The sequence below is a fragment of the Neorhizobium sp. 05N33 genome (assembly GCF_056397445.1).
Window position 1 is genome coordinate 20046 of sequence record NZ_JBFTNK010000007.1, and the last position, 21204, is coordinate 41249.

Genomic DNA, 21204 nt, shown 5'->3' on the forward strand with positions numbered 1-21204 from the left:
ATGAACAGATCCCTCATCGTTATTTTCACTGCCATCGTCCTTGATGCCGTTGGCATTGGCCTCATCTTTCCGATCCTGCCCTCGCTGCTGCAGGACGTCACCCACACCGAAAACGTGGCTCCCTATATCGGCATCATGACTGCCCTCTACGCGGTGATGCAGTTCATCTTCGCACCGGTGCTCGGTTCGCTGAGCGACCGGCTCGGGCGACGCCCGGTGCTTCTGATCTCGCTTGCCGGCGCGGCCATCAATTACCTGTTCCTCGCCTTTGCGCCCAGCCTCTGGATGTTGCTGCTCGGTCGCGCCATTGCCGGGTTGACCAGTGCCAACACCTCGGTGGCGGCCGCTTACATCACCGACATTTCTCCCGAGGATAAGCGCGCCCGCCGCTTTGGCCTGTTCAACGCCATGTTCGGCATCGGTTTCATCGTCGGCCCCATTCTTGGCGGCGCCCTTGGTGATTATTGGCTGCGGCTGCCCTTCATGGCGGCGGCCATGCTCAATGCCTGCAATCTTCTGCTGGCGTTCTTCATCCTGCCGGAGTCGCGCACACCCAAACGGGAGAAAATCGACCTCGGAGCACTCAACCCGCTGTCGCCGCTGCGCTGGGTGTTCTCGGTGAAGAGCCTGCTGCCGCTCATCTTCATCTTTTTCGTCTTCAGCGCCACCGGCGAGGCCTATGGCACCTCCTGGGCCCTCTGGGGGAGCGACGCTTTCCGGTGGAACGGGCTTTGGATCGGTCTTTCGCTCGGCACATTCGGTGTCTGCCAGACGCTCGCCCAGGCGTTCCTTCCGGGACCGGCGGTGAAGCTGCTCGGCGAGCGAACTGCCATTCTGACGGGTGTTGCCAGCGCCTGCATTGCATTGACCGTCATGGCCTTTGCGACCGAGAGCTGGATGATCTTCGCGATCATGCCGGTTTTCGCCCTCGGCGGCATCGGCGTTCCAGCACTGCAGTCTCTGGCGACCCGGCAGGTCGACGAGAGCCAGCAGGGCCAGTTCCAGGGCGTGCTGGCCTCGGCCGTGAGCCTGGCCTCGATCGTGGGACCGTTGGCTTTTTCCAGCTTCTATTTCGTCGTGCGGGAGCAATGGCCAGGTGCGATCTGGCTATCGGTGGTCGCTGTCTACGCCGCCAGCGTCCCGCTGGTTCTCGGTTTACGTCTCAAGAAACCGGCAACGGCCCTGGTGGCGTAGAGGACTGCTCAAAGACAGTTCGCCAGCCTAGCGAATTCTTCGACCCCGCTCGCATCAGGGCCATTCGCCGATTTCTTGGCTAGCTGACTGATGGGTTTGCCGGTCAGGCGGCACGCTCTAGTGCAGCCCGGATCTGGGCTTCGGTGGAGGCGATCGCAGCCTTGGCAGCGTCCGGGCTGACGAGTGTCCCTTCCACGCAGACCACTTCGATATCCGTCAGTCCTATAAAACCGAGAAGATGCACGAGATAGGTGGTCTGGAAGTCCAACGGGGCGTTCCTGCCTTCCGAAAAGACGCCGCCAGTTGCGGTCACGAGATAGACTTTCTTGGCGGGCAACAATCCCATCACACCGGTTGCGTCGTAGCGAAAGGTGACGCCAGGCCAAGTGATGTAGTCAAACCAAGCCTTGAGCTGCGTCGGCGGGCCGAAGTTGATCATGCCCGAGCCAACGACAATTACGTCGGCAGCCTGAACCTCATCAACGAGGCTTTGAGCGAGATCGACGGCTTCGACCTGTTCGGGTGTACGTGTCTCGGGCGGCGCAACGCGGCCGTCGATATAGGCTGCTGTGATATGCGGGAGCGGTGCCGCCCCGAGATCACGTTCGACAATTGTGCCGGCAGAACGGGCGCTGAGGCTTTCAGCGATGTCACGGGAAAATCGGGTGGAAAAGCTCTGAGGACCGCGTGGGCTGGAGGTAACGAGGAGGATGTTGGTCATTGGTGGCTCCTGGGAGAATAGAGTAGTATCAAATTGTGACCAACCCTATTAAGATAACTATTTGACCGTCCGCAAGAAGGCACATTGATGACACTCAGTGACATAGAGTTTCCTACCCCAAGCGAAGACGCCGACTGCCGTCCCGTTCGGGAGATCCTCGATCGCATTGCCGATAAGTGGAGTCTTTACATCTTCGTGGCTCTGAAGGATGGGCCGGTCCGCTTCAATGCATTGCGACGGCAGATCGACGGGATCTCGCAGCGGATGCTCACGATTACGCTTCGGCAATTGGAACGCGATGGGCTAATCAGTCGCACCCACTTTCCGACGATCCCTCCGCGCGTGGATTACGAACTGACTGCGGTCGGCAGGTCGCTTCTCGCCCCAGTCATGGCCTTGATGACCTGGGCAGATTCAAACCGGGATGTGATCGAGCAGGCGCGCTGGCAATATGACCAAACTAGATGAACCTGAGCGGAGCTGGCGCTTGTCGCTCATCTGTCGCTAAAAGACTGCGAATCCGCCGCAATGCGGAAGGGCAAAGCCGCTCGTCTACGCCAAGATCGCCAACTGCAGATTCGGGCCGAAAGCGGTCTTGGCCGGAGCTCAGAGACAGTTCGCCAACCGAACGAACTCTTCGACCGACAGCGTTTCCGCCCGCCGTGCTGGGTCGATGCCGGCTTTCACCAATAGCGCCTCGCCACCGAGTGATTTGACGCTCTGGCGCAGCATCTTGCGGCGCTGGCCGAAGGCGGCGTGGGTGACGCGTTCGAGTTTGGTGACGTCGCAGGGCAGGGGATTTGTCCGGGGCGTCAGGTGCACCACCGTTGAGGTGACCTTTGGCGGCGGCGTGAAGGCCTGCGGCGGCACGTCGAAGACCATGTGCGCATCGGTGCGCCAACCGGCGAGCACGCCGAGGCGGCCATAATGGTCATCGTCCTCGTCGGCGACGATCCGCTGGCCGACTTCCTTCTGAAACATCAGCGTCAGGCTTTCCCAGAAGGGCGGCCATCGGTCCGGCGCGGGCAGCAGCCAGTTGATGAGCAACTGGGTGCCGACATTGTAGGGCAGGTTGGCGATGATCTTCATCGGGCCTTCAGGCGCGAGTGCCGCGAAGTCGGTCTTCAGCGCGTCACCTTCGATCACCTCCAGCCGGCCGGGATAGTGGTCGCCGATTTCGGCGAGAGCAGGAAGACAGCGGCTGTCCCGTTCGATGGCGATCACCTTTTTGGCGCCGAGCGACAGGATGGCTCGGGTCAGGCCGCCGGGGCCGGGGCCGACCTCGAAGACGGTCGCATCCTGTAGCGGCCCGGCGCTGCGGGCGATCTTCTGTGTGAGGTTGAGGTCGAGAAGGAAATTCTGGCCGAGCGCCTTTTTGGCATCGAGCCCGTGACGCTGGATCACGTCCCGCAGCGGCGGCAAGCCGTCCAGAGTGGCCATCAGGCGGCTTTCGAAGTGAGAGCGAGATTGCCGGCCAGCTTGATCGCCTCGACGAGGCTGGTTTCGCGGGCCACACCCTGGCCTGCGATACCGAATGCCGTGCCATGGTCCGGCGAGGTGCGGATGAACGGCAGGCCGAGCGTGACGTTGACGGAGGTGTCGAAGCCGAGCGCCTTGGCGGGGATCAGCGCCTGGTCGTGATACATGCAGATCGCCACGTCGTAGCGAGCGCGCGCCTCGTCGTGGAACATCGTATCGGCCGGCAGTGGCCCGAAGACATGCAGGCCCTCGGCCCGCAGCTTGAAGATCGCCGGATGGATAATGTCCTGGTCCTCGCGGCCGATCGCGCCATCCTCACCCGCATGCGGGTTGAGGCCGGCAACCGCAAGCCGCGGCTTGTCGATGCCGAAACGGGTCTTGAGATCGTGATGGGCGATACGGCAGGTCTCGGCGATCAGGTCCGCATTGAGGGCCGCCGGGACTTGGCTGATCGGGATATGGATGGTGACGGGGATCGCCCTAAGCTTCGGCCCCGCCAGCATCATCACCGGCAGGATCTTCTTGCCCGTGGCGCGCTCGGCAAGGTCGGCGAGAAATTCCGTGTGGCCGGGGAAACCGAAGCCGGCCTGGTAGAGAATGGATTTGGCGATCGGATTGGTGACCGTGCCGGCGGCCTTGCCTTCGAGCGAGAGCGAAACGGCGGTCTGGATTGCCTGGATCGTCCCCTTGGCGGTTGCCACATGCGGTTCGCCGGCGGCGATTTCTGCGCCGGCGGCAATTGGCAGCACGGGCAGGGCATCCTGAAAGATCGACATCGCGCTGTCGCTATCCGCCTCCCGAATCGGCACGTCGAGGCCAAGCAGCACGGCGCGGGCCCTGAGCACGGCCGGATCGCCGAGGAAGAGGAAAGGCGGCAGGTCGTATTTCTGACGCGAGGCCCAGGCGACAAGCGTGATATCGGGGCCGATGCCGGCAGGATCGCCCTGGGTCAACGCAAGCGGACGGTCGAGAGGCATTACGGCTCCGGGAATGACTTAAGTGTCGAGGTCAGCGATATTCTTAGCGATACTCGATCTGTGCCTTGCTGCGCAGGTCATCGAGATATTTCTTGTCGTTGGGGTCGGGAGCGCCCTTCTTCTCCTTGCCGAGGTCCTCGGCGCGGAACACGACTTCCGCCGCAAGATCGTCCGATACCTGGCGCTGCTTGCAGATGGCCAGAAACTCGACGCCACGTTCGGTGACGCGGGTGCCCGTCGTGCCGCCATCGGCTGTCTTCTCGATCAGCGGCTTCCAGTCGGCCGGCAGTTCGGGGGCGAGAACGCGGCCGAGGTCGCGGATCGACACGTCCAGCATGGTCGCCGCGAAATCCTTCGACTGCTCGCAGCCCGGGAATTTGGAGCGTGCGGCGTTCGCTTCCTTCTGGCGTTTGGCGAGAATGGCATTGCGCTTGGCCGGGGGCACGACGAAGATTACCTGTTGCAGGAAATATTCGGTGGTGACCGGCTTTTCCTTGTTCTCCATCATGCGCTTGACGAGTTCCTGGCTCGACATACGGCCGCGCGAGCCGCCGTAACGGGCATTGACCAGCCGCGGCCAGCTCATCTGCACGGCGATGTAACTCTTGAAATGCTCGACGCCGACGCCGGCTTTCTCGAGGATCTGGCTCATCTGCGCCACGCTCAGCTTGTTGCCGGCGGCAAACCGCTCGAAGGCCTTGTCGACGTCCTCGGTGCTGACCGACATTTTCACGCGGGAGATTTCCTGGCGCTTCAGCGCCTCATCCACCAGTACCTCGCGCGCCGTCTTGGCATCGGCCTTCTGACGCTGAAGGCGCAGGAAGGCGACGCGCTTGGCGACATCGCTGCTGGTGATCGCCGTCCTGTTGACGACGGCTGAGACTTCGCTTGCGGCCTGCGCCTGCTGGACGCCGGGCTGGATGACGACCGAGGCGGCCAAAGCGGCCGCGGCCAGCATCAGCTTGCGCGTTGCGGTCATTGCGAACATGATACCAATCCCTTTTCCCGCCCCGGTGGGTACTTGAACCCGCCCAGCCTCGCCTTTCATACTCTATCCGCGACCGCTTGCACAATTCTTGCGGCGAAACGATGACGCTTCACCGAGCGGACGAACCGCCACATCAGTTGCGGTAGTCCTGGTCGAATCCTGTGGTAGAGCCGACGCTGATATCGCCAAGTGTGCGGAAACTCAAGCGTGCGCTGACGGTCCAGTCGTTGGCAGCCGTGTCCGACGGCTTGTCCGTGTAGGCAAGCGTAAAGATCGTGCACTCGTCCGCATAGCTGATGCCAATGCCGCGCCGGATCAATTGCTTGTCCACAAGGTCCCAGGTCGCGGTGCCGGCAAGCGCCCAGTTTTCGTTGATCCGGAAGCTCATCGAGTGCTTCAGCACGTCCCTCGCGTCGTCCGAACCGTATTCCGGCTGAGCATCGACCTGCGTGTAGACCAGCGTGCCGCTTACCCGCGGCGTCGTGTAGCCGAGCGAGGCATCGGTGCGCTTGATCGCAAACGTCTTTTCGTCGAAGCGGGCATTTGCCCCGATCGTGAAGCCCTGTGGCAGATCGATGGCTGCCATCGCGACATAATCGGACCGCCGCGTTTCGAGACCAGAATCGGCGCCTGCATGAACCAGGTCCTCGGTGGCGAACGAGTTCTGGCCGGCAATCTGATAGGACTGGCCGACAACGCTGCGCACGCCGATGCCGTTTGCGAACGTACCGGTATAACGAAGGCCGACATTGGCGCGCGTGCCGCCTTCGACACGGTCGAAGCCCGAAAACTTGTCACGCTCGAAAAGGCTGGTGGCGTCGAAGACGAAGCTCTGCGCATCCTCGTTCGGCAACCCGCCCGCCATCTGCTCGTCGGGACGCGCGAAAATCTGCGCAATCGGCTCGATGATATGGCTGCTGTTTTCGGTGGTCAGCAGGATCGGATAACGCGCTTCGAGACCGGCCGTGAGCATATAGCGGCCATTGCCGCCTTCCGGCTCCATATCGCCGAAATAGGCACCCGGAGTGCCGGAACCGGTATGGCGGATGCCGTCGCCGCGGGCGGCGAGGATCGGCGTCAGCAGCAGGCCGTCGAGCGTGTTGAAGGTGCGCTTCCATTCGGCTTCCACGGTCAAGCGGCTGTAGCTGCCTTCAAGACCCGGGAAACGATTAGTCGTGCCTTCCCTGTACCAGTCGTCTTCGCGACGGGACAGGTTGGTAATGTTGGAGGTGACCGAAAGCTCGCCGCCGAGGATCGGTTCCGGCGCATAGTAGGTGTAGTCGAGCGAAGGATAGACGATCGCCTGCTTCTGTTCGGCCGTGTTGCTATAGGTGTCGTCCTGGATGTTGAAATAATAGTTGTGCAGGTCGAAATAGTTCCGCGTCCCCAACCCGGTGAGATAGATGTCGTTGGTGAACGTGCTGCTCCCGACGCCGGTCAACTTGTAGGTCCGTGAAAAATTGTTGTCGCTCTGGGTCATGACATTCCAGCCGAACGTCCAGCGCGGATTGATCCTGAATTCACCCTTGGAGGCGGCCATGAAGCGGTTGTCCGCGGCACTGTCGCTGGTATTCGGTTTGAAGGCCCCCGGATCGTTCTGGTGGATGCCGGCGAAGCGGAACGTGTGCTCGCCTGTCTCGAACTTGTTGCGAATCTCGCCCTGGAGCAGCAGCCCCTGATTGGAAAAATAGGTGGGGCTGAGCGTCGCATCCATGCTCGGCGAGAACACGTGATAGTAGGGCACGGTCACGCCGAAGCCGAGATTGTCGCTCGCGCTGTATTGCGGGAAGAGAAGGCCTGACTTGCGCTCGACCGTTTCGTCCGGAACCTCGATCGCAAACGGCAGACGGCCGATCGGCAGGCCGAACAGTTCGAACTGGGCGTTTTCCAGGCGAATCGTATGGGTCTGGCCGTTGCGGACGATACGCTGCGCCTTGACCTGCCAGAGCGGAGCTTTGCCGGGCGTCTGGGTGCACGGAAGACAGGCGGTGTAGACGCTGTTGTTGAGCACCATCAGGTCGCCGGGCTGGCGCTCGGCGCTCTCGGCGGCAAGGCGGGTATTGTCGGTGGTCTCGACGCGAAGCGCGTTGATGAAACCTTCGCTGAAACTGTCGGTGACGTCGAGCTGCTCGGCGTAGACGCGGCTGCCGCCCGGCTCGATCAGCTCGATATTGCCGGTCGCCATGACGCGGCCGCTCTTCTGATCGTACTGAACGCGCTGCGCCACCATCTTGTAGCGATTGTAATAGATCTGCACGCCACCGGTTGCGGTGACCAGCTTGGCATCCTGATTATAGACGAGCTCATTGGCGCGCAGCAGCATCTTGGCGCCGTCCGCTGCCTGAGGCACCAGAGCTTGCGCCTGCACAACCGTTGCGGATACGCCGAATACGCATACAGACACACCTGTCAGCAGGGCGGCGGCGAGCCGTCTTATATGTTTGCGGTCACTTACCGCCACTAGCCATCCTCCTGATGAAGCAGAATTGTCGTCCCCAGCGCCGTCGCAACGATCACTGGAATCCAGACCGCCACGAAGGGAGGAATTGCCCCACTGCTCCCGAATGCTTTCACAAGCACAGTGACGACATAAAGCACGAAGCCAGAAACTATTCCACCCAGAATCACGGAGCGGGACTGGGCGAACCGACTGAATTTTAATGAAACTGTCGCTGCAATGAGAGTCATTGCCACGAGCAGGATCGGCAGGGAGAGCAGCGAGTGGTACTGCGTCTCGAGCGCCTTTGTGGGAATGCCGAACGATTTGCTGACCTCAATTTTTCTGGAAAGATCAAAAAACGCAACAGTATCAGGCTGCGCCAGACTCTCTTGAATGTATTCCTGCTTCAACTTGGTGCGAACCTGTGCTGTCTCGCGACGCACCGGAATTTCGCCCGGCCGGTTTTCCAGAACCTCTTTAAGCAGCCAGTAACCATTTTCCAATTTTGCGGTCTTGGCATCCTGCCGCAAGGCCACGCGGCCGTCCTTGTCGAACTGGAAAACCACCACGTCGACGAGCAGCGTTCCCTTCTCCTGATAGCTCTTGGCGCCGATGATCGTATCGTCGTCGCCGCTGATCTGGCGGATCCAGGGGATGAAGGCGGACGCTCGCGACCGGTTGCTCGCCTCGCGCCAGCTAGCCTCCATGGAAGCCGATTCGCGCTGGCCCCACGCGGCGAGCGGATTGACCACGAACAAGGTGGCGAGCCCGATCAGAAACGCTCCGATGACGAAGGGCGAGACGAACTGCCAGACCGAAATGCCGGCCGCACGCGTCACCACCAGTTCATAGCGGCGGTTCAGCGCGATCAGCACCGTCATGCCGATGAAGAGGCTGAGCGTCGGGATGATCTGCTGCAGGATGAGCGGCAAGCGCATGGAGGTCATCAGCAGCCCGGCCGAAACCGTATAGCCGGTAAAGCCCGACATCCGGCGGCTGGTTTCGCTGAAGTCGGCAAGGAAGATGATGGCGCTGACGCCGAGCAGGAACCACAGCGCGGTGACGATATAGCGGCGGAAGAAATACCGGCCGAGCGTCGTGAAGATCATGCAGCACCTCCGCCCGAAGTCCGCGAGGCGGGCATCCGGCGCTGCAGGCTGCTGGCCACGCGCGACATACCGCGGGTGATGAAGCGCGGCGCCGAGAACTGTCGGTTGGTGGCAAGCATGAAGATTGCGATCAGCGAGAAGACGACCGGCACGACGTAGGGAAGCGGAGTGTAGAGCGAATGGCGTTCGACCATGTTGGTGGCCGAGAAACCGAGCCAGCGCACGCCGAACGCAAGGAACAGCGCAAATACCATCGGATGGACCCGGGTCTGCCGGTGCGAACGAGTGCTGCCGGCGATGACCAGCGAGATCAGCGCGAAGCAGATCGGGAAAAGCCAGTCGGACAAGCGTCTGTGCAGTTCCGACCGATAGGCATTCGGCGACTTCTGATAGAGCGGATCGTTCGGATCCGGGTTCAGGAGAAAGGCCAGGCTGCGGTCGGACGAATATTGCGGCAGCCCGCCTTCCGCCTTCGCCATCGCCGACAGGTCGAAGGCGTAGGAGACGAACTTGATGATCGAGATGCGACCGTCGGCGGCTTTGCGATGGACCTCGCCGTCGCGCATGGTGAGCGAGGTGCCGCTTTCGTCGATCGATCCCTCACGGGCATAATAGATGAGGTCGAAATTCGGGTCGCGATAATCGACGACGAACAGGCCCTTGAGCACGCGGCCGGAATGACGCTCCGAGATCTGCACGTAGAGACCCGGCTCGATGCTGCGGAAGGTCTTCTCCTCGATGACCGAGGAGAGCAGGTCCGCATAGGCCGCGGCGACCATCTGGCGAGCTGCGACGCGCGAAGGCGGCTCGACGAAATTCGTCACCAGGAAGGAGAACATGCTGAGCGCGATCCCGAGTATCAGCACCGGCCGGTAGATGATGTTGCGCGATGCTCCGGCCGCGTCGATGACCGGCAACTCCGAATCGTTGTTCATCGCCGTCAGCGTCTGGGTGATGCCGATGACGAGCGCGAAAGGCAGCACGACGGGGATGATGGTGGGCAGGATGAAGGTAGCAAGAGTCGCGAACGAGCCCATCGACTGGCCGGTATCGGTGACCAGGTTGATGCGTCCCAGCACCTGGATGGTCCAGATGATGGTGAGCACCGGCAGGAGCGTCACCAGGAACATCTGAAAAATCCGGCGCAATATGTAGACTTCGAGAAGCTTCATTCCAGCCTGGATACCCTGCACAACGTCACCCGGGGAATGGTGACAGCTTGTTGCCCCGAGATGACGGTCGCGCCTATCTAAGCGATTGATATCAGCATTGCGACAGGGGTCGCGTCACAAATTTGTTTGCGAATTCCGTTTTCTTGCTCGCTGTGACATTTCGAAACACGCGGCCACCCCCGCATAGACCACCAGCGACGACAGCCAGCCGAGCGTCACGTCGGAAAAGTAGTGGCCCCCGAAGGAAGTCCTCAGCGCCGGCGAGATCAGCGAGATGGCGATCAGCGGCGGGCCGAGCACCGGACGCAGCGGTTTAGGCAGCAAAACGATGAGGCAGGCCAGCCACCCGGCGCCGGCCGCCTCGCCGGAAATGAAGGAACAGTTGCCGACGCAGGCGCCGCCGAAATCGCCGGCCGGCGTGAACACGTCCCTGCCGCCGAAAAAGTCGGTCTCGTAGGGGCGGGGACGGTTGGAGACCTGCTTCAGGATCAGGTTGACCAGCACGTAGGGGCCGATCAGGAAGGAAATCAGGGCAATGGAATAATTTCGCGTCTTGCGCGGGCTGTAGGTCGTGCCATGGTGCTGCAGGTTGGCGATCAGCCGGTAGAGGATCCAGATCGCGACCAGCGCCGGCAGGTAGAAGAGAATGCGCCGGATCAGTATGAAGAGCGTTTCGGCGCCATAGGGGAAACTGCCGCAGACGCGGCCACGTTCGATAGCCTCGCCGCAGGCGGCTTGTTCGAAGAAGGCGCGCGCCACCGCAAGATCGATCTGCGGCACCAGATAGAAGACCGCCAGCAGCACCCACCAGAGCGCCATCAGCACGATGAACAATCCCCTCGGCGTGGCAAGGAATCGCCGCATGGCGGCCAGCCATTCGGGGACGGTTTGGGAGGGCGAGGTCATGCGAACTTATCCATTGGTCGTCGGGCGGCGCGACCCTAGAGCAAGACGCGCCGGATTTGAACAGGGCCGGCGACCGATAGAAGGGCAGCGGACCGATAGAAGGGAATGCCCGCTCCCGAAATCGGGCTTTTTGACGCGTCGGAGAGCGAACCGGCCTGCGGGCTGAGACGGTAGCGACATCTCGCCCTTGCGCTCGCGGCCGAAACGGCGATGATCGCCGCTTTCTTTCGAAAGCCTCCTGGAGTCGCAATGTCCGTGAAATTCGATATCTCTTTCGCCAAGTCCGCCAAGATCGACGGCGGCCTTGCCATCCAGCTCAAGCTCGCCGGCGAAGGGCCAGCGGCGGGTGCCGCCGATGCCGATCCTGCCGGCATCGTGAGCCGAGCGGCCGAGATCGCGAAGTTTTCCGGCAAGCCGATGTCGACGCTGGACCTCATCGCGCCGCAAGGGTCGCCGGCTGATCGGCTGGTCGTATTGGGTCTCGGCAAGGCCGAGACGCTGACCGCCTACGACTGGCTGAAGGCGGGCGGCGTCGCGGCTTCGACGGTCAAGTCGATGACCAAGGTTGCGATCTTCGCCGACGCGCCGGGCATTGCCGTCGGTGCTGCCGAACTGGCCGGGTTCGCGCTCGGCATGCTGCTGCGCGCCTACAGCTTCGACACCTACAAGACCAAGAAGGGCGAGGACGACGACAAGGCGCCGAAGACCGTCAAAGTGACGATCGTCACCGCCGCGCATGCCGCCGCCAAGAAGGCCTTTTCCGATTCCGAAGCGATCGCCGGCGGCGTGCTTCTTGCCCGCGAACTCGTCAACCTGCCGCCGAACGTGCTCGGGCCGGTCGAATTCGCCGACAAGGCCAAGGAACTGGAGAGGCTCGGCGTCGAGGTGGAAATCCTCACCGAGAAGGAGATGAAGAAGCTAGGCATGGGTGCGCTGCTCGGCGTGGCGCAAGGTTCGGTCCGCCCGCCGCGGCTCGCCGTCATGCAATGGAAGGGCGGCAAGCCGAAGGAGGCGCCGGTCGCCTTCATCGGCAAGGGCGTCGTTTTCGATACCGGCGGCATTTCCATCAAGCCGGGTGCCGGCATGGAAGACATGAAGGGCGACATGGGCGGCGCCGCAGCGGTGATCGGCCTCATGCATACGCTTGGCGCCCGCAAGGCCAAGGTCAACGCGATCGGCATTCTTGGCCTCGTCGAGAACATGCCTGACGGCAACGCCCAGCGGCCGGGCGATATCGTCACCACCATGTCGGGCCAGACGATCGAGATCATCAATACCGATGCGGAAGGCCGGCTGGTGCTTGCCGATGCGCTTCACTATTGCAACGACCGTTTTAAACCGAGGTTCATGATCAATCTCGCCACCCTCACCGGCGCAATCCTGGTGGCACTTGGAAACCTGCAGGCGGGCCTCTTCTCCAACGACGACACGCTGGCCAGCCAGTTGACCGGTGTCGGCGATGTGACCGGGGAGCGCCTGTGGCGCATGCCGCTCGGCAAGGAATACGACAAGCTCATCGATTCGAAATTCGCAGACATGAAGAATACCGGCGGGCGCAACGCAGGGTCGATTACCGCGGCGCAACTCTTGAAGCGCTTCGTCGGCGAAACGCCCTGGGCACATCTCGACATCGCCGGCACCGCGATGAATTCACCGTCGAGCGAGATTAACCAGTCCTGGGGATCCGGCTACGGCGTCCGGCTGCTGGACGAACTCGTCCGGGCGCATTACGAGAGCTAATGACCGAAGTCCTGTTCTATCATCTGACCGAATCGAAGCTCGAGGATGCGCTGCCGGCGCTTCTCGAAAAGAGCGTCGAGCGCGGCTGGAAGGTGGCGGTGCAGACGAGCGGCGATGTGCGGCGGGATTTTCTCGACGCGCATCTCTGGACATTTCGCGAGGACAGTTTTCTGCCGCATGGCACCGACGCCTCGCCGATGGCCGAGACGCAGCCGGTGCTTCTGACATCCGCTGCCGAAAATGGCAATGGCGCGACGGTTCGCTTTCTGGTGGATGGTGCCGAGCCGCCGCCGATCGCAGACTACGACCGTATCGTCTTCATGTTCGACGGCTATGATGCCGTCCAGCTCGACAATGCCCGCGCCCAGTGGAAAAAGTTGAAGGGCGAGGGGCATGCGCTGACCTATTGGCAGCAATCGGAAGAGGGGCGCTGGGTCAAGAAGGCCTGACCCGAGGTCCTCGGGCGGATGCCTCTCAGTCGAAGAGCGAAGCCAGCATCATCGATGAGTTGCTGTGGCGCAGCCTGACCACTTTGTAGCCTTCCGCCTGCAACTGCGTCAGCAGCGCCGGCAGCATGGCGGCGGTGCGGGCATGGATGTCGTGCAGCAGGATGATGCCCTTGCCGTTTGCCCTCAGCGAATTCATCGTCCGGGTCGCGACGGCGGCGGGAGAGACGCCGAAATAATCCTTGGAGTCGATCTGCACGTCCAGCACGACCATGCCGTTCGAGGCCACCCATTGGCGCAGGCGCCTGGTATCTGCAAGGTAGGGGAAGCGGAAGAAGCCGGCATCCTCGTGGGTGACGCTGATCACCGCATCGCGCCCCTTTTCGATCTCGGCAATGGCCGCATCGAAGGAAAGGTGCTGCAGATCGGCATGGCGATAGGTATGGCTGCCAATCGCGTGCCCGGCATCGACGACCTTGCGGGCGATTTCCGGATGGGCCTTGGCCATCTGCCCGACCATCAGGAAAGTCGCCTTGACGTTGTATTCGTCGAGGATGGAGAGGATCTTCTCCGTCTTCTTCGGCATCGGACCATCGTCGAAAGTCAGAATGACCTCCTTGTTGGCGAGCTTGATGTCGGAAAGCGACGAGACGGTGAGGGTGCGGCCGGAAAGGCTGCCCGGATTGTTGAAACGCCCCCAGGCGACCGGCGTCAGCGCCACCGGCGAATCCGCTTCGGCCTTCCTGACCGGGCTGGTCGAGGAAATCGCCTTGGCGGGCGCAAACGAGGTGGCAAGCGAGCCGCCCTCGGTTTGGTTGCGACCGGCGCAGGAGGAAAGAAGGCACGCGGCGGCAGCGGCGACGCAAAGGACGCGGACAAACATGGGAGCGACTCGGCTAAAAAGTGACTAAGGAGTTGAAGTGAAGTCACATTCGCCGATTATGGTTAACGACTGGTTAGCTGTCTACGAACGCAGATCCCGAAAGCCGATCGTCTTCATGACCAGCCGATGTTGTTTGCAGAGCAGGGTGAAGGCGGGTGCTCAATACGACCACGGCTTCATAGATAACGCCGGGCCTAATTACCGCTGCGATGCAGCGTCGATCTGCCGAAGGAGATCGTCGCCAATTCCGCGTCGAGAATGATCTTAGCGACAGCCAAGCTCTCGGTGAACATCATTCTCTCCCCGCTTGTCGTCCAGGAGGTCTTTTCGTTCAAGGGAGGAAGGGACAAAGTCACCCCGCCATCGCCTCTTCGTATTCCGACGACAGCATCAGCCATTCCTCTTCGGCGGCCGAGAGTTTGGCGGCGGCTTCGCCGCGTTCCTTTGCCTTCTGGGCCGCCTTGGCGGGAGCTTTTTCGTAGAGCGCGGGATCCGCAAGCTCTTTATCAAGAACCTTGATCAGTTTCTCGAGCTTGGCTGTCACGGCCTCGATTTCATTGATCTTTTTCTTGAGCGGTGCCAGCGAGGCGCGTTTTTCTGCATTCGCCTTGCGCTGGTCCGCCTTCGAGGACAGATCTTCTGTCAGTTCAATTTTTTCTTCTTTTTTTTTACCGGAGCTGACGATCAGGTTGCGGTATTCCTCCATGTCGCCTTCGAAATTCGACACGGTGCCGTTGTTGACCAGCCACAGGCGGTCTACGGTGGCCTCGATCAGGTGGCGGTCGTGGCTGATCAGGATGACGGCGCCTTCATAGTCGTTGAGCGCCTCGATCAGCGCCCGGCGGCTGTCGATGTCGAGATGGTTGGTCGGTTCGTCGAGGATCAGCAGGTTCGGCGCATGGAAGGCGGCAAGGCCCATCAGCAGGCGCGCCTTTTCGCCGCCGGACAGGTCTTTGGCGGCCGTCGCCATCTTTTCCGTCGCAAGCCCCATCTGCGCCACGCGGGCGCGAACCTTGGCCTCGGGCGCATCCGGCATCAGCCGGCGCACATGGGCAACCGGCGAATCCGCCGGCACCAGATCGTCGAGCTGATGCTGGGCGAAGAAGCCGATCTTCAGGTTCGGCGCCAGGCGAATATCGCCGCTTTCCGCCTTGAGGCGGCTGGCGATGAACTTGGCGAAGGTCGACTTGCCGTTGCCGTTTGAGCCGAGCAGGGCGATGCGGTCGTCATTGTCGATGCGCAGCGTGATGTTCTTGAGGATCGGCTTGCCGGGTTCATAGCCGACGGCGCCGTTCTGGATCGCAACGATCGGCGAGGCGGGCTGTTTTTCCGGCTCGGGAAAGGTGATTGGCTGCACGTGGTCCTCGATCACCGCGGCGACGGTGCCCATGCGCTCCAGCGCCTTGACGCGGCTCTGCGCCTGCCGGGCCTTGGTGGCCTTGGCCTTGAAGCGGTCGATGAAGCTCTGCAGGTGCTTGCGGGCCGCCTCGTTCTTGGCCTTCGCCTTGGTCTGCAATTCGTCGGCCTCGGCCTTCTGCCGCTCGAACTGGTCGTAGCCGCCGCGGTAGAAGGTCAGTTTCTTCTGGTCGAGATGCACGATCGCGTTGACCGCGTTGTTGAGGAGGTCGCGGTCATGGCTGATGATGATGACCGTGTGCGGATAACGCCGGATATAGTCCTCCAGCCATAACGTGCCCTCGAGATCGAGATAGTTGGTCGGTTCGTCGAGCAGCAGCAGGTCGGGCTCCGCAAACAGGACGGAGGCGAGTGCCACCCGCATACGCCAGCCGCCCGAAAACGACGAGGCGGGACGCGACTGGGCTTCCTGGGAGAAACCGAGACCGGCGAGAATGCTGGCTGCGCGCGCCTCTGCCGAATGCGCATCGATATCGACGAGCCGCATCTGGATGTCGGCGATACGATGCGGATCGGTGGCGGTCTCCGCCTCCGCCAGCAGTGCAGCGCGCTCCTTGTCGGCGGAAAGCACGATTTCGATCAACGAATCCTCCGTGCCCGGCGCTTCCTGCGCCACCTGGCCAAGCCGGGCGCTCTTTGGATAGGAGACCGAACCGGTTTCCGAGCCCAGCTCACCGGTGATGACCTTGAACAGCGTGGATTTGCCGGCGCCGTTGCGGCCGACGAGCCCGGCCTTGGTGCCCGCCGGAAGCGTCACGCTGGCATTGTCGAGAAGGAGACGTCCGGCAATGCGGGCGGAAAGTTCGGTAATCGTGATCATGGCGGCGGTTTTGGCCGAAACCCTGTTTGTTGGCAAGGGCGCCGATGGGCCGGTATTTCGCTGTGCCGAGGGAAACAGAAGAGAATTGCACGCTCTGGTAGATCGTTGAGGCGGCGCCGCCGCCGGTCGCGATGATGCGACCGAACTTCGATCGGGAGAGCGAATGTCATGAGAGTAACGAGATTGACTTGGTCGATGCTGCTGTCGGCATCCGCGCTGATGATGCCACTCAGCGCCGGGGCGGTGGAGTTTACCTGCTGGAGCCCTGGCGGTGCCCTGTTGGCGAGCGCCGCCGGCGGCTACTGGACTGCGGAACGGATCGCCAACGCGATTCCGTTCGGGGAGACGATTGGCCGGGGCGAGGGTGGTCTCTCCGAACAACGTCGCGGCCTCAAGGATACCGAGGCGGAGCGAGCGCCGATCAATGACGCGCCCTATAAGTTCGGAGGCAAGCTGCTGTTTACGCTCGGCGGCGCGGATTACACGGCCAGCGCTCAGTTTGTCGCGGATGATCGGATCGTCATGAGTGCCGCCCATGCCGCCTGGGGCAACGGCAACCAGGCCACCAATATCCGCTTTTATCAAGGCTATGCGGGCGGTGGCGGAACTCTCTACCAAATCGACCGGGTGGCGGTGCTGTTGCGCTGGACCGAGGTGTCCGGGAACCCACCGAGCATGGCGCGGTCGCAGTTCGACTATTCGGTGATGCGCACCACCGCGGCATCCGCGGTCGGCAAATATGAACTCGGCATTGACGGCGCCCATGTCGATGACAATGTGACGATCACCGGCTACCCCGGGCGGCTTGATGGCGGCGAATACATGTATCGGGAAACGGCCCGCATCACCGTGCAGGCCGGCACCGCCTATGACGCCGGCCCACATCCCATGTATGGCGGCGGCGCAAGCGGCGGGGCGTGGTTCGTGACCGCCAACAACGTCCACAAGGCGGTCAGCGTCGTCTCCAGCGGCGCGCCGGACGGCGTCTACGGGCCGAGTTTCACCCAGGATACCGCCGATCTGATCGCCATCGTCAAGAACGGTTGCCCATGAATAGCAGCATACGGGCCGGCGGTCTCGCCGCATCGGCCTGGCGTCCGCAGAGGCATCCGCGCTGTTCAGGCGGCAGGGTCTGAATGGCGCGAGATGATCTGCAGCGATCTCTTGTTGAAAATGACGATGCGGTGCTGCCGCACGCCGATCAGCCGCTCGCTCTTCCAGGCCTGGAGCTGCGCATTGATGCGTGGCCGGCTGGCATTGATGAGCTGGCCCATGCGGCTCTGGGATATCGATTTTTCGATGAGGATGCCGTCGCTGGTCGACCGTCCGTGCGAGGCGCCGAGATTGAGCAGGAGACGCGCAAGGCGAGTCTCCAGCGGGTAAAGCGCCATCCCTTCCGCGAACATAATGGTGCGGTGGAGCTTCCGGGCGATCGTCCGCATCAGATACGAAGACACCTGCGGGATCGTCGAGAGCTCGTTGAAGGTTTTCCGATCGATTTCGAGCAGCCGCGTCGTTCCGCAGATCGCCGCGTTCGAGGAATGCCGGTAGTTCAGAGCGAACTCGATCTCGCCGACTGCGTCCCCCGGTTGAAGGTCGGAGAAAATCACCTCATTGCCTTCCTCGGATATAAAATAAAGATAGATGCCTCCGGATAGTATAATATAAAGTGTATCGCAAGGATCGCCGCTCAGAAACAGGGTCTGTTGATCTTTGTATACATTTATATTTGTCTTTTTTGCAAATGTAGAAATAACGGCGTCATCCGCGGCGCTAAATAATTCCATCTTTCTTATTTCGTCCGAAATCGTCGGATTCTTCATCGTTTTCATCTGCTCGTGACCACCCTGAAGTCGGAAACATGGCTGCCGTGTGTAGGGGCGATATTTAGCAAAAATGCAAATCAGGGTTGTTACCTGTGTGACATATTTTCAGATTTAAATATCCTAGGTTGTGCTTGTGCAAATGATGCTCCGCGGAAGCCGGTGCCGTGAGCACAGATGCCGTCACCGCATGGTGTGGTGGCGGCAACCCAAATGAGGAGATGTATTATGACCATTTATATGGGGCAGCACGCGATCAAAGCCTTCAGCGCACAGGCGGCGGCGGGCCAGCCCTACAGCATCACGGTTCTCAACGAAAACGCGAAATGGCAGCAGTTTGCTGTGTTCCAGACGATCCCGCAGATTATCGGGCCGTCGGTCGACCCCCTGTCGCTGGCATGGATGGTCGGCGGCGCCGCTGCCGGTACCCCCGACCAGCCGAGCACGTCTTCCTTCAACTGGACGATCGACTATTCCGTGACGGTTGGCTACGTTCAGCAACAGGGCACGCCCGGCTCGCCGCGTTCCTTCCAGACGGCGAGCTCGGTCGCCGTGATGATCAACAATCAGAATCAGGTGCCGGTGACCTATCAGGGACCGTTTCCCTATGGCGCCCCCGGTTTTCCGGAGGGGCCATCCGACGCGACGAAAGGCCTTATCCTCGCCAAGGCGGACGACACCATTCCGACCGTGCCGGTGCAGGCCAGCAAGAGCGTCTACCTGAATGTCGGCATCGCCATGGCCGGCAAGCCGACGATCGCGGTCCAGCTCGAGCCCGGCCTCTTGTATCAGTTCACGCCGAAACCGAAATATTACATTCTCGCCGGCTCTTTCGTTCAGGGACAGGTGATCGACACCGCGACGTCTTCGGCCGCCTACGAGGTGAGCTTTGGCGGTGTCACGGACGTCTCCGTTCGGTTCACGCAGAAGAACCAGTTCGTCCCGGCATAATTCCGCCGGCCTGCTGGTAGGACAAGAGGGCGGCCGTCGGACGTATCGTTATCGGCCGCCGATCTTCGTTCGCAAAACAGAAAGGCCGTGGGAAACCGCGGCCTTTCTGTTTTGGAAACCCTACCCCTCGGAGGATGATCGTTTAGGCGCTCCGCCGTGAAGCGCGACGATCAGGCGCGGATTGGCTTTGGCCGCTTCAAGCGCCGCGCCGGCCTGCAGGCGCAGTTCCTGCGGTGAAAAGGCGTCTGCGGTCAGCGCCGCACCGACCGAAAGACCGATCCCGCTCGTACCATCGGAGGCGGCGAAGACGAGATTGTCGGTGATCGAGGCGATCAGCCGTTCGGCGATCGGCTGCACGCTGTCGCGGCCGACGTCGCGGAAGACGAAAGCGAAATCGCCTTTGCCGATGCGCGCCAGGAAATCGTTCTTCTTGATCGCCTTGCGGAAGATCGAGGCGGCCTTCTTGACGATCCGGTTGACGGTGGGATCGCCGTAGGTACGGGCGAAATGCGGCAGGTCGGTGATCGTCACCAGGAACAGCGCGGTATCGCGGCTGTCGGCATCGACGCCGTAGAGGGCCTCCAGCCGTTCGGCAAGCGCCGCATGATTCGGCAGCGAGGTCAGCCTGTCGCGCAGGGTCACCGAGCGGGCAACCGACGCTTCGCGTTCGGCCTTGACGAGACGATCGGCACCGGAGCGAAGAATGGCTTCCAGTTCGGTTTCGGCGACCACGGCATCGGAGAGCGAAACGCTTAAGTATTCGATTTCGGCCAGAATATCCTCAGGTCCCGCGGTGCTGTCCTGGCGCAAGCTGCGGGCGACGGTTTCCAGCACCCGGCTGAAACCCTTTTTCTGGGCAACGCCGCTTGCCATCTTGTCCCGGAGTTCCAGCAGCAGCTTTATTTCCTGATCGCGACCTCTGACCGGCATGAGTGCCACGAAGGCCGGAAGCTGATGACGCAGCCCCATCTCGTCGAGCACMGTCTGCGAAGGACCGGCCGTGAGCGCCAGCACTTCGCGCGAAAGGGCGGGGTCGCCGCCCAGGAGCGCCTCGTGGAAGAGTTCGTAATTGCGCGGCAGGCCGCTCACGTCCAGCTTCGCCATCAGCTGGACGATAGCCTGCGGGCTGCGATCCTGTGCCATTCTGCTCACTTCGCCCGCCATCTCTCGTCTCCACAGGTGTTCTATAGTGCGACAAGGAATGTGGGACCGGCTTTAACATTTGCTGAAAAGGGCCGGATCGTCGGGAGTTACGGTTAAGGGACCGTCGAAACGGTCGATCGAATGCGATCCATGAAATTTCCTGATTGGATTCAAAAGGCAATTTGCTTTCAATATCGCCAGCCGAATGTCTAGATCAGGAGCCTGCCGTGACCCGTATTCTCTATTCGCTCTGCGGCGCCGACGAGAGCCGCCCGTTTTCACCGCATTGCTGGAAAGTCGTGCAGGCGCTTGCTCACAAGGGCCTCGATTTCATCGAGAAGCCGACGCCGTTTACCGAGATACCCAGCCTCGAAGGCGGGTTTTCGAAGACGGTACCGATCCTGAGGGACGGCAACGAACTGATCCGCGACAGTTTCGAGATCGCGCTCTATCTGGAAGAGGCCTACCCGGACCGGCCGACGCTGTTCGGCGGCCCGGCAGGCAAGGCGCTCGCCCGTTTCGTCGAGGGTTTTTCCCAGATGGTGGTGCATACCGCGATCACCAAGATCGCGGTCAAGAACATCCATGACATGCTCGGAGAGACCGATCAGATCTATTTCCGCACCAGCCGCGAGGCCCGGCTCGGCAGGACGCTCGAAGAGATCGACGCGAGCCGCCAGGCGGAGATCGACGGTTTCGCGCCAAAACTGGAGCCGATCCGCCACGCCCTGAAATATCATGACTTCATCGGCGGCGACGGCCCGCTTTTCGTCGACTACATCCTGTTCGGGGCGCTGCAGTGGATGCGCGTCACCGCCGGCGCCAAGGTGTTTTCCGATGACGACCCGGTCGGGTTGTGGTTCGAACGCTGCCTCGACCTGCATAATGGCGTCGGGCGCAGTGTGACAGCGGCGTGAAATTGCCCGAACCCCCTTGTTTCCAGCGAAAGGGGCGGGTAAAGACCGCCCACTTTCCCCCTTAATCACGGGGCCACAG

The 21204-nt window shown here is 61.5% G+C and carries 19 protein-coding genes; 7 read left to right on the forward strand and 12 right to left on the reverse strand.

The window, feature by feature from the left end:
- The gene (locus tag AC1DLT_RS18520) at nt 1-1194 is read left to right on the forward strand and encodes a TCR/Tet family MFS transporter (protein ID WP_477487720.1); all 1194 of its coding nucleotides are present in this window, start codon (nt 1-3) and stop codon (nt 1192-1194) included.
- Between the two features lie 103 nt (nt 1195-1297).
- On the opposite strand, the gene AC1DLT_RS18525 is transcribed toward AC1DLT_RS18520, so the two are convergent.
- Complete coding sequence (locus AC1DLT_RS18525; RefSeq protein WP_477487721.1) at nt 1298-1915, reverse strand: FMN-dependent NADH-azoreductase; 618 nt, start codon at nt 1913-1915, stop codon at nt 1298-1300.
- 87 nt (nt 1916-2002) lie between these two features.
- On the opposite strand from AC1DLT_RS18525, the gene AC1DLT_RS18530 reads away from it, so the two are divergent.
- Nucleotides 2003-2383: a winged helix-turn-helix transcriptional regulator gene (locus AC1DLT_RS18530; RefSeq protein WP_477487722.1), complete on the forward strand. Its 381-nt coding sequence runs from the start codon at nt 2003-2005 to the stop codon at nt 2381-2383.
- Nucleotides 2384-2521: 138 nt separating this feature from the next.
- On the opposite strand, the gene rsmA is transcribed toward AC1DLT_RS18530, so the two are convergent.
- The 7 genes from rsmA to AC1DLT_RS18565 all read right to left on the reverse strand — a co-directional run bounded on the left by rsmA (nt 2522) and on the right by AC1DLT_RS18565 (nt 10986).
- Nucleotides 2522-3355 (reverse strand): 16S rRNA (adenine(1518)-N(6)/adenine(1519)-N(6))-dimethyltransferase RsmA, encoded by an 834-nt coding sequence (rsmA, locus tag AC1DLT_RS18535; protein ID WP_477487723.1) that lies wholly within the window; start codon nt 3353-3355, stop codon nt 2522-2524.
- Nucleotides 3355-4371: a 4-hydroxythreonine-4-phosphate dehydrogenase PdxA gene (pdxA, locus tag AC1DLT_RS18540; protein ID WP_247031998.1), complete on the reverse strand. Its 1017-nt coding sequence runs from the start codon at nt 4369-4371 to the stop codon at nt 3355-3357. Before pdxA ends, rsmA begins: the two co-directional genes overlap by 1 nt.
- A gap of 43 nt (nt 4372-4414) precedes the next feature.
- Nucleotides 4415-5329: a SurA N-terminal domain-containing protein gene (locus tag AC1DLT_RS18545; protein ID WP_244447512.1), complete on the reverse strand. Its 915-nt coding sequence runs from the start codon at nt 5327-5329 to the stop codon at nt 4415-4417.
- Between the two features lie 163 nt (nt 5330-5492).
- Complete coding sequence (locus AC1DLT_RS18550; RefSeq protein ID WP_477487724.1) at nt 5493-7820, reverse strand: LPS-assembly protein LptD; 2328 nt, start codon at nt 7818-7820, stop codon at nt 5493-5495.
- A complete protein-coding gene (lptG, locus tag AC1DLT_RS18555; protein ID WP_247136537.1) occupies nt 7820-8908 on the reverse strand; it encodes an LPS export ABC transporter permease LptG in 1089 nt (362 codons plus the stop codon). Before lptG ends, AC1DLT_RS18550 begins: the two co-directional genes overlap by 1 nt.
- The gene (gene lptF, locus AC1DLT_RS18560) at nt 8905-10080 is read right to left on the reverse strand and encodes an LPS export ABC transporter permease LptF (protein ID WP_477487725.1); all 1176 of its coding nucleotides are present in this window, start codon (nt 10078-10080) and stop codon (nt 8905-8907) included. The genes lptG and lptF overlap by 4 nt, the downstream gene beginning before the upstream one ends.
- A gap of 114 nt (nt 10081-10194) precedes the next feature.
- Entirely contained in the window at nt 10195-10986 is a 792-nt protein-coding gene (locus AC1DLT_RS18565; RefSeq protein ID WP_477487726.1) for a phosphatase PAP2 family protein, read from the reverse strand.
- 249 nt (nt 10987-11235) lie between these two features.
- Between AC1DLT_RS18565 and AC1DLT_RS18570 the strand changes: the two genes are divergently transcribed.
- Together AC1DLT_RS18570 and AC1DLT_RS18575 are read left to right on the forward strand one after the other, a co-directional pair.
- Nucleotides 11236-12726: a leucyl aminopeptidase gene (locus AC1DLT_RS18570; protein ID WP_477487727.1), complete on the forward strand. Its 1491-nt coding sequence runs from the start codon at nt 11236-11238 to the stop codon at nt 12724-12726.
- Nucleotides 12726-13175, forward strand: coding sequence for a DNA polymerase III subunit chi (locus tag AC1DLT_RS18575; protein WP_477487728.1), 450 nt, complete (start codon nt 12726-12728; stop codon nt 13173-13175). The genes AC1DLT_RS18570 and AC1DLT_RS18575 overlap by 1 nt, the downstream gene beginning before the upstream one ends.
- Nucleotides 13176-13200: 25 nt before the next feature.
- Here the strand turns inward: AC1DLT_RS18575 and AC1DLT_RS18580 are convergent, their stop codons facing one another.
- Entirely contained in the window at nt 13201-14055 is an 855-nt protein-coding gene (locus AC1DLT_RS18580; RefSeq protein WP_477487729.1) for a polysaccharide deacetylase family protein, read from the reverse strand.
- 352 nt (nt 14056-14407) lie between these two features.
- Complete coding sequence (locus tag AC1DLT_RS18585) at nt 14408-16291, reverse strand: ATP-binding cassette domain-containing protein (protein ID WP_247032012.1); 1884 nt, start codon at nt 16289-16291, stop codon at nt 14408-14410.
- Between the two features lie 168 nt (nt 16292-16459).
- Here AC1DLT_RS18585 and AC1DLT_RS18590 point away from each other — a divergent pair, with 168 nt between their 5' ends.
- A complete protein-coding gene (locus AC1DLT_RS18590) occupies nt 16460-17344 on the forward strand; it encodes a hypothetical protein (protein ID WP_247136534.1) in 885 nt (294 codons plus the stop codon).
- 65 nt (nt 17345-17409) lie between these two features.
- Here the strand turns inward: AC1DLT_RS18590 and AC1DLT_RS18595 are convergent, their stop codons facing one another.
- Nucleotides 17410-18123 (reverse strand): Crp/Fnr family transcriptional regulator, encoded by a 714-nt coding sequence (locus tag AC1DLT_RS18595; RefSeq protein ID WP_477487730.1) that lies wholly within the window; start codon nt 18121-18123, stop codon nt 17410-17412.
- 219 nt (nt 18124-18342) lie between these two features.
- Between AC1DLT_RS18595 and AC1DLT_RS18600 the strand changes: the two genes are divergently transcribed.
- Nucleotides 18343-19065, forward strand: coding sequence for a hypothetical protein (locus AC1DLT_RS18600; RefSeq protein ID WP_477487731.1), 723 nt, complete (start codon nt 18343-18345; stop codon nt 19063-19065).
- Nucleotides 19066-19185: 120 nt separating this feature from the next.
- On the opposite strand, the gene AC1DLT_RS18605 is transcribed toward AC1DLT_RS18600, so the two are convergent.
- Nucleotides 19186-20208: a diguanylate cyclase domain-containing protein gene (locus AC1DLT_RS18605; protein WP_477487732.1), complete on the reverse strand. Its 1023-nt coding sequence runs from the start codon at nt 20206-20208 to the stop codon at nt 19186-19188.
- Between the two features lie 227 nt (nt 20209-20435).
- Between AC1DLT_RS18605 and AC1DLT_RS18610 the strand changes: the two genes are divergently transcribed.
- A complete protein-coding gene (locus AC1DLT_RS18610; protein WP_477487733.1) occupies nt 20436-21125 on the forward strand; it encodes a glutathione S-transferase family protein in 690 nt (229 codons plus the stop codon).
- The last annotated feature ends 79 nt before the right edge of the window (nt 21126-21204 follow it).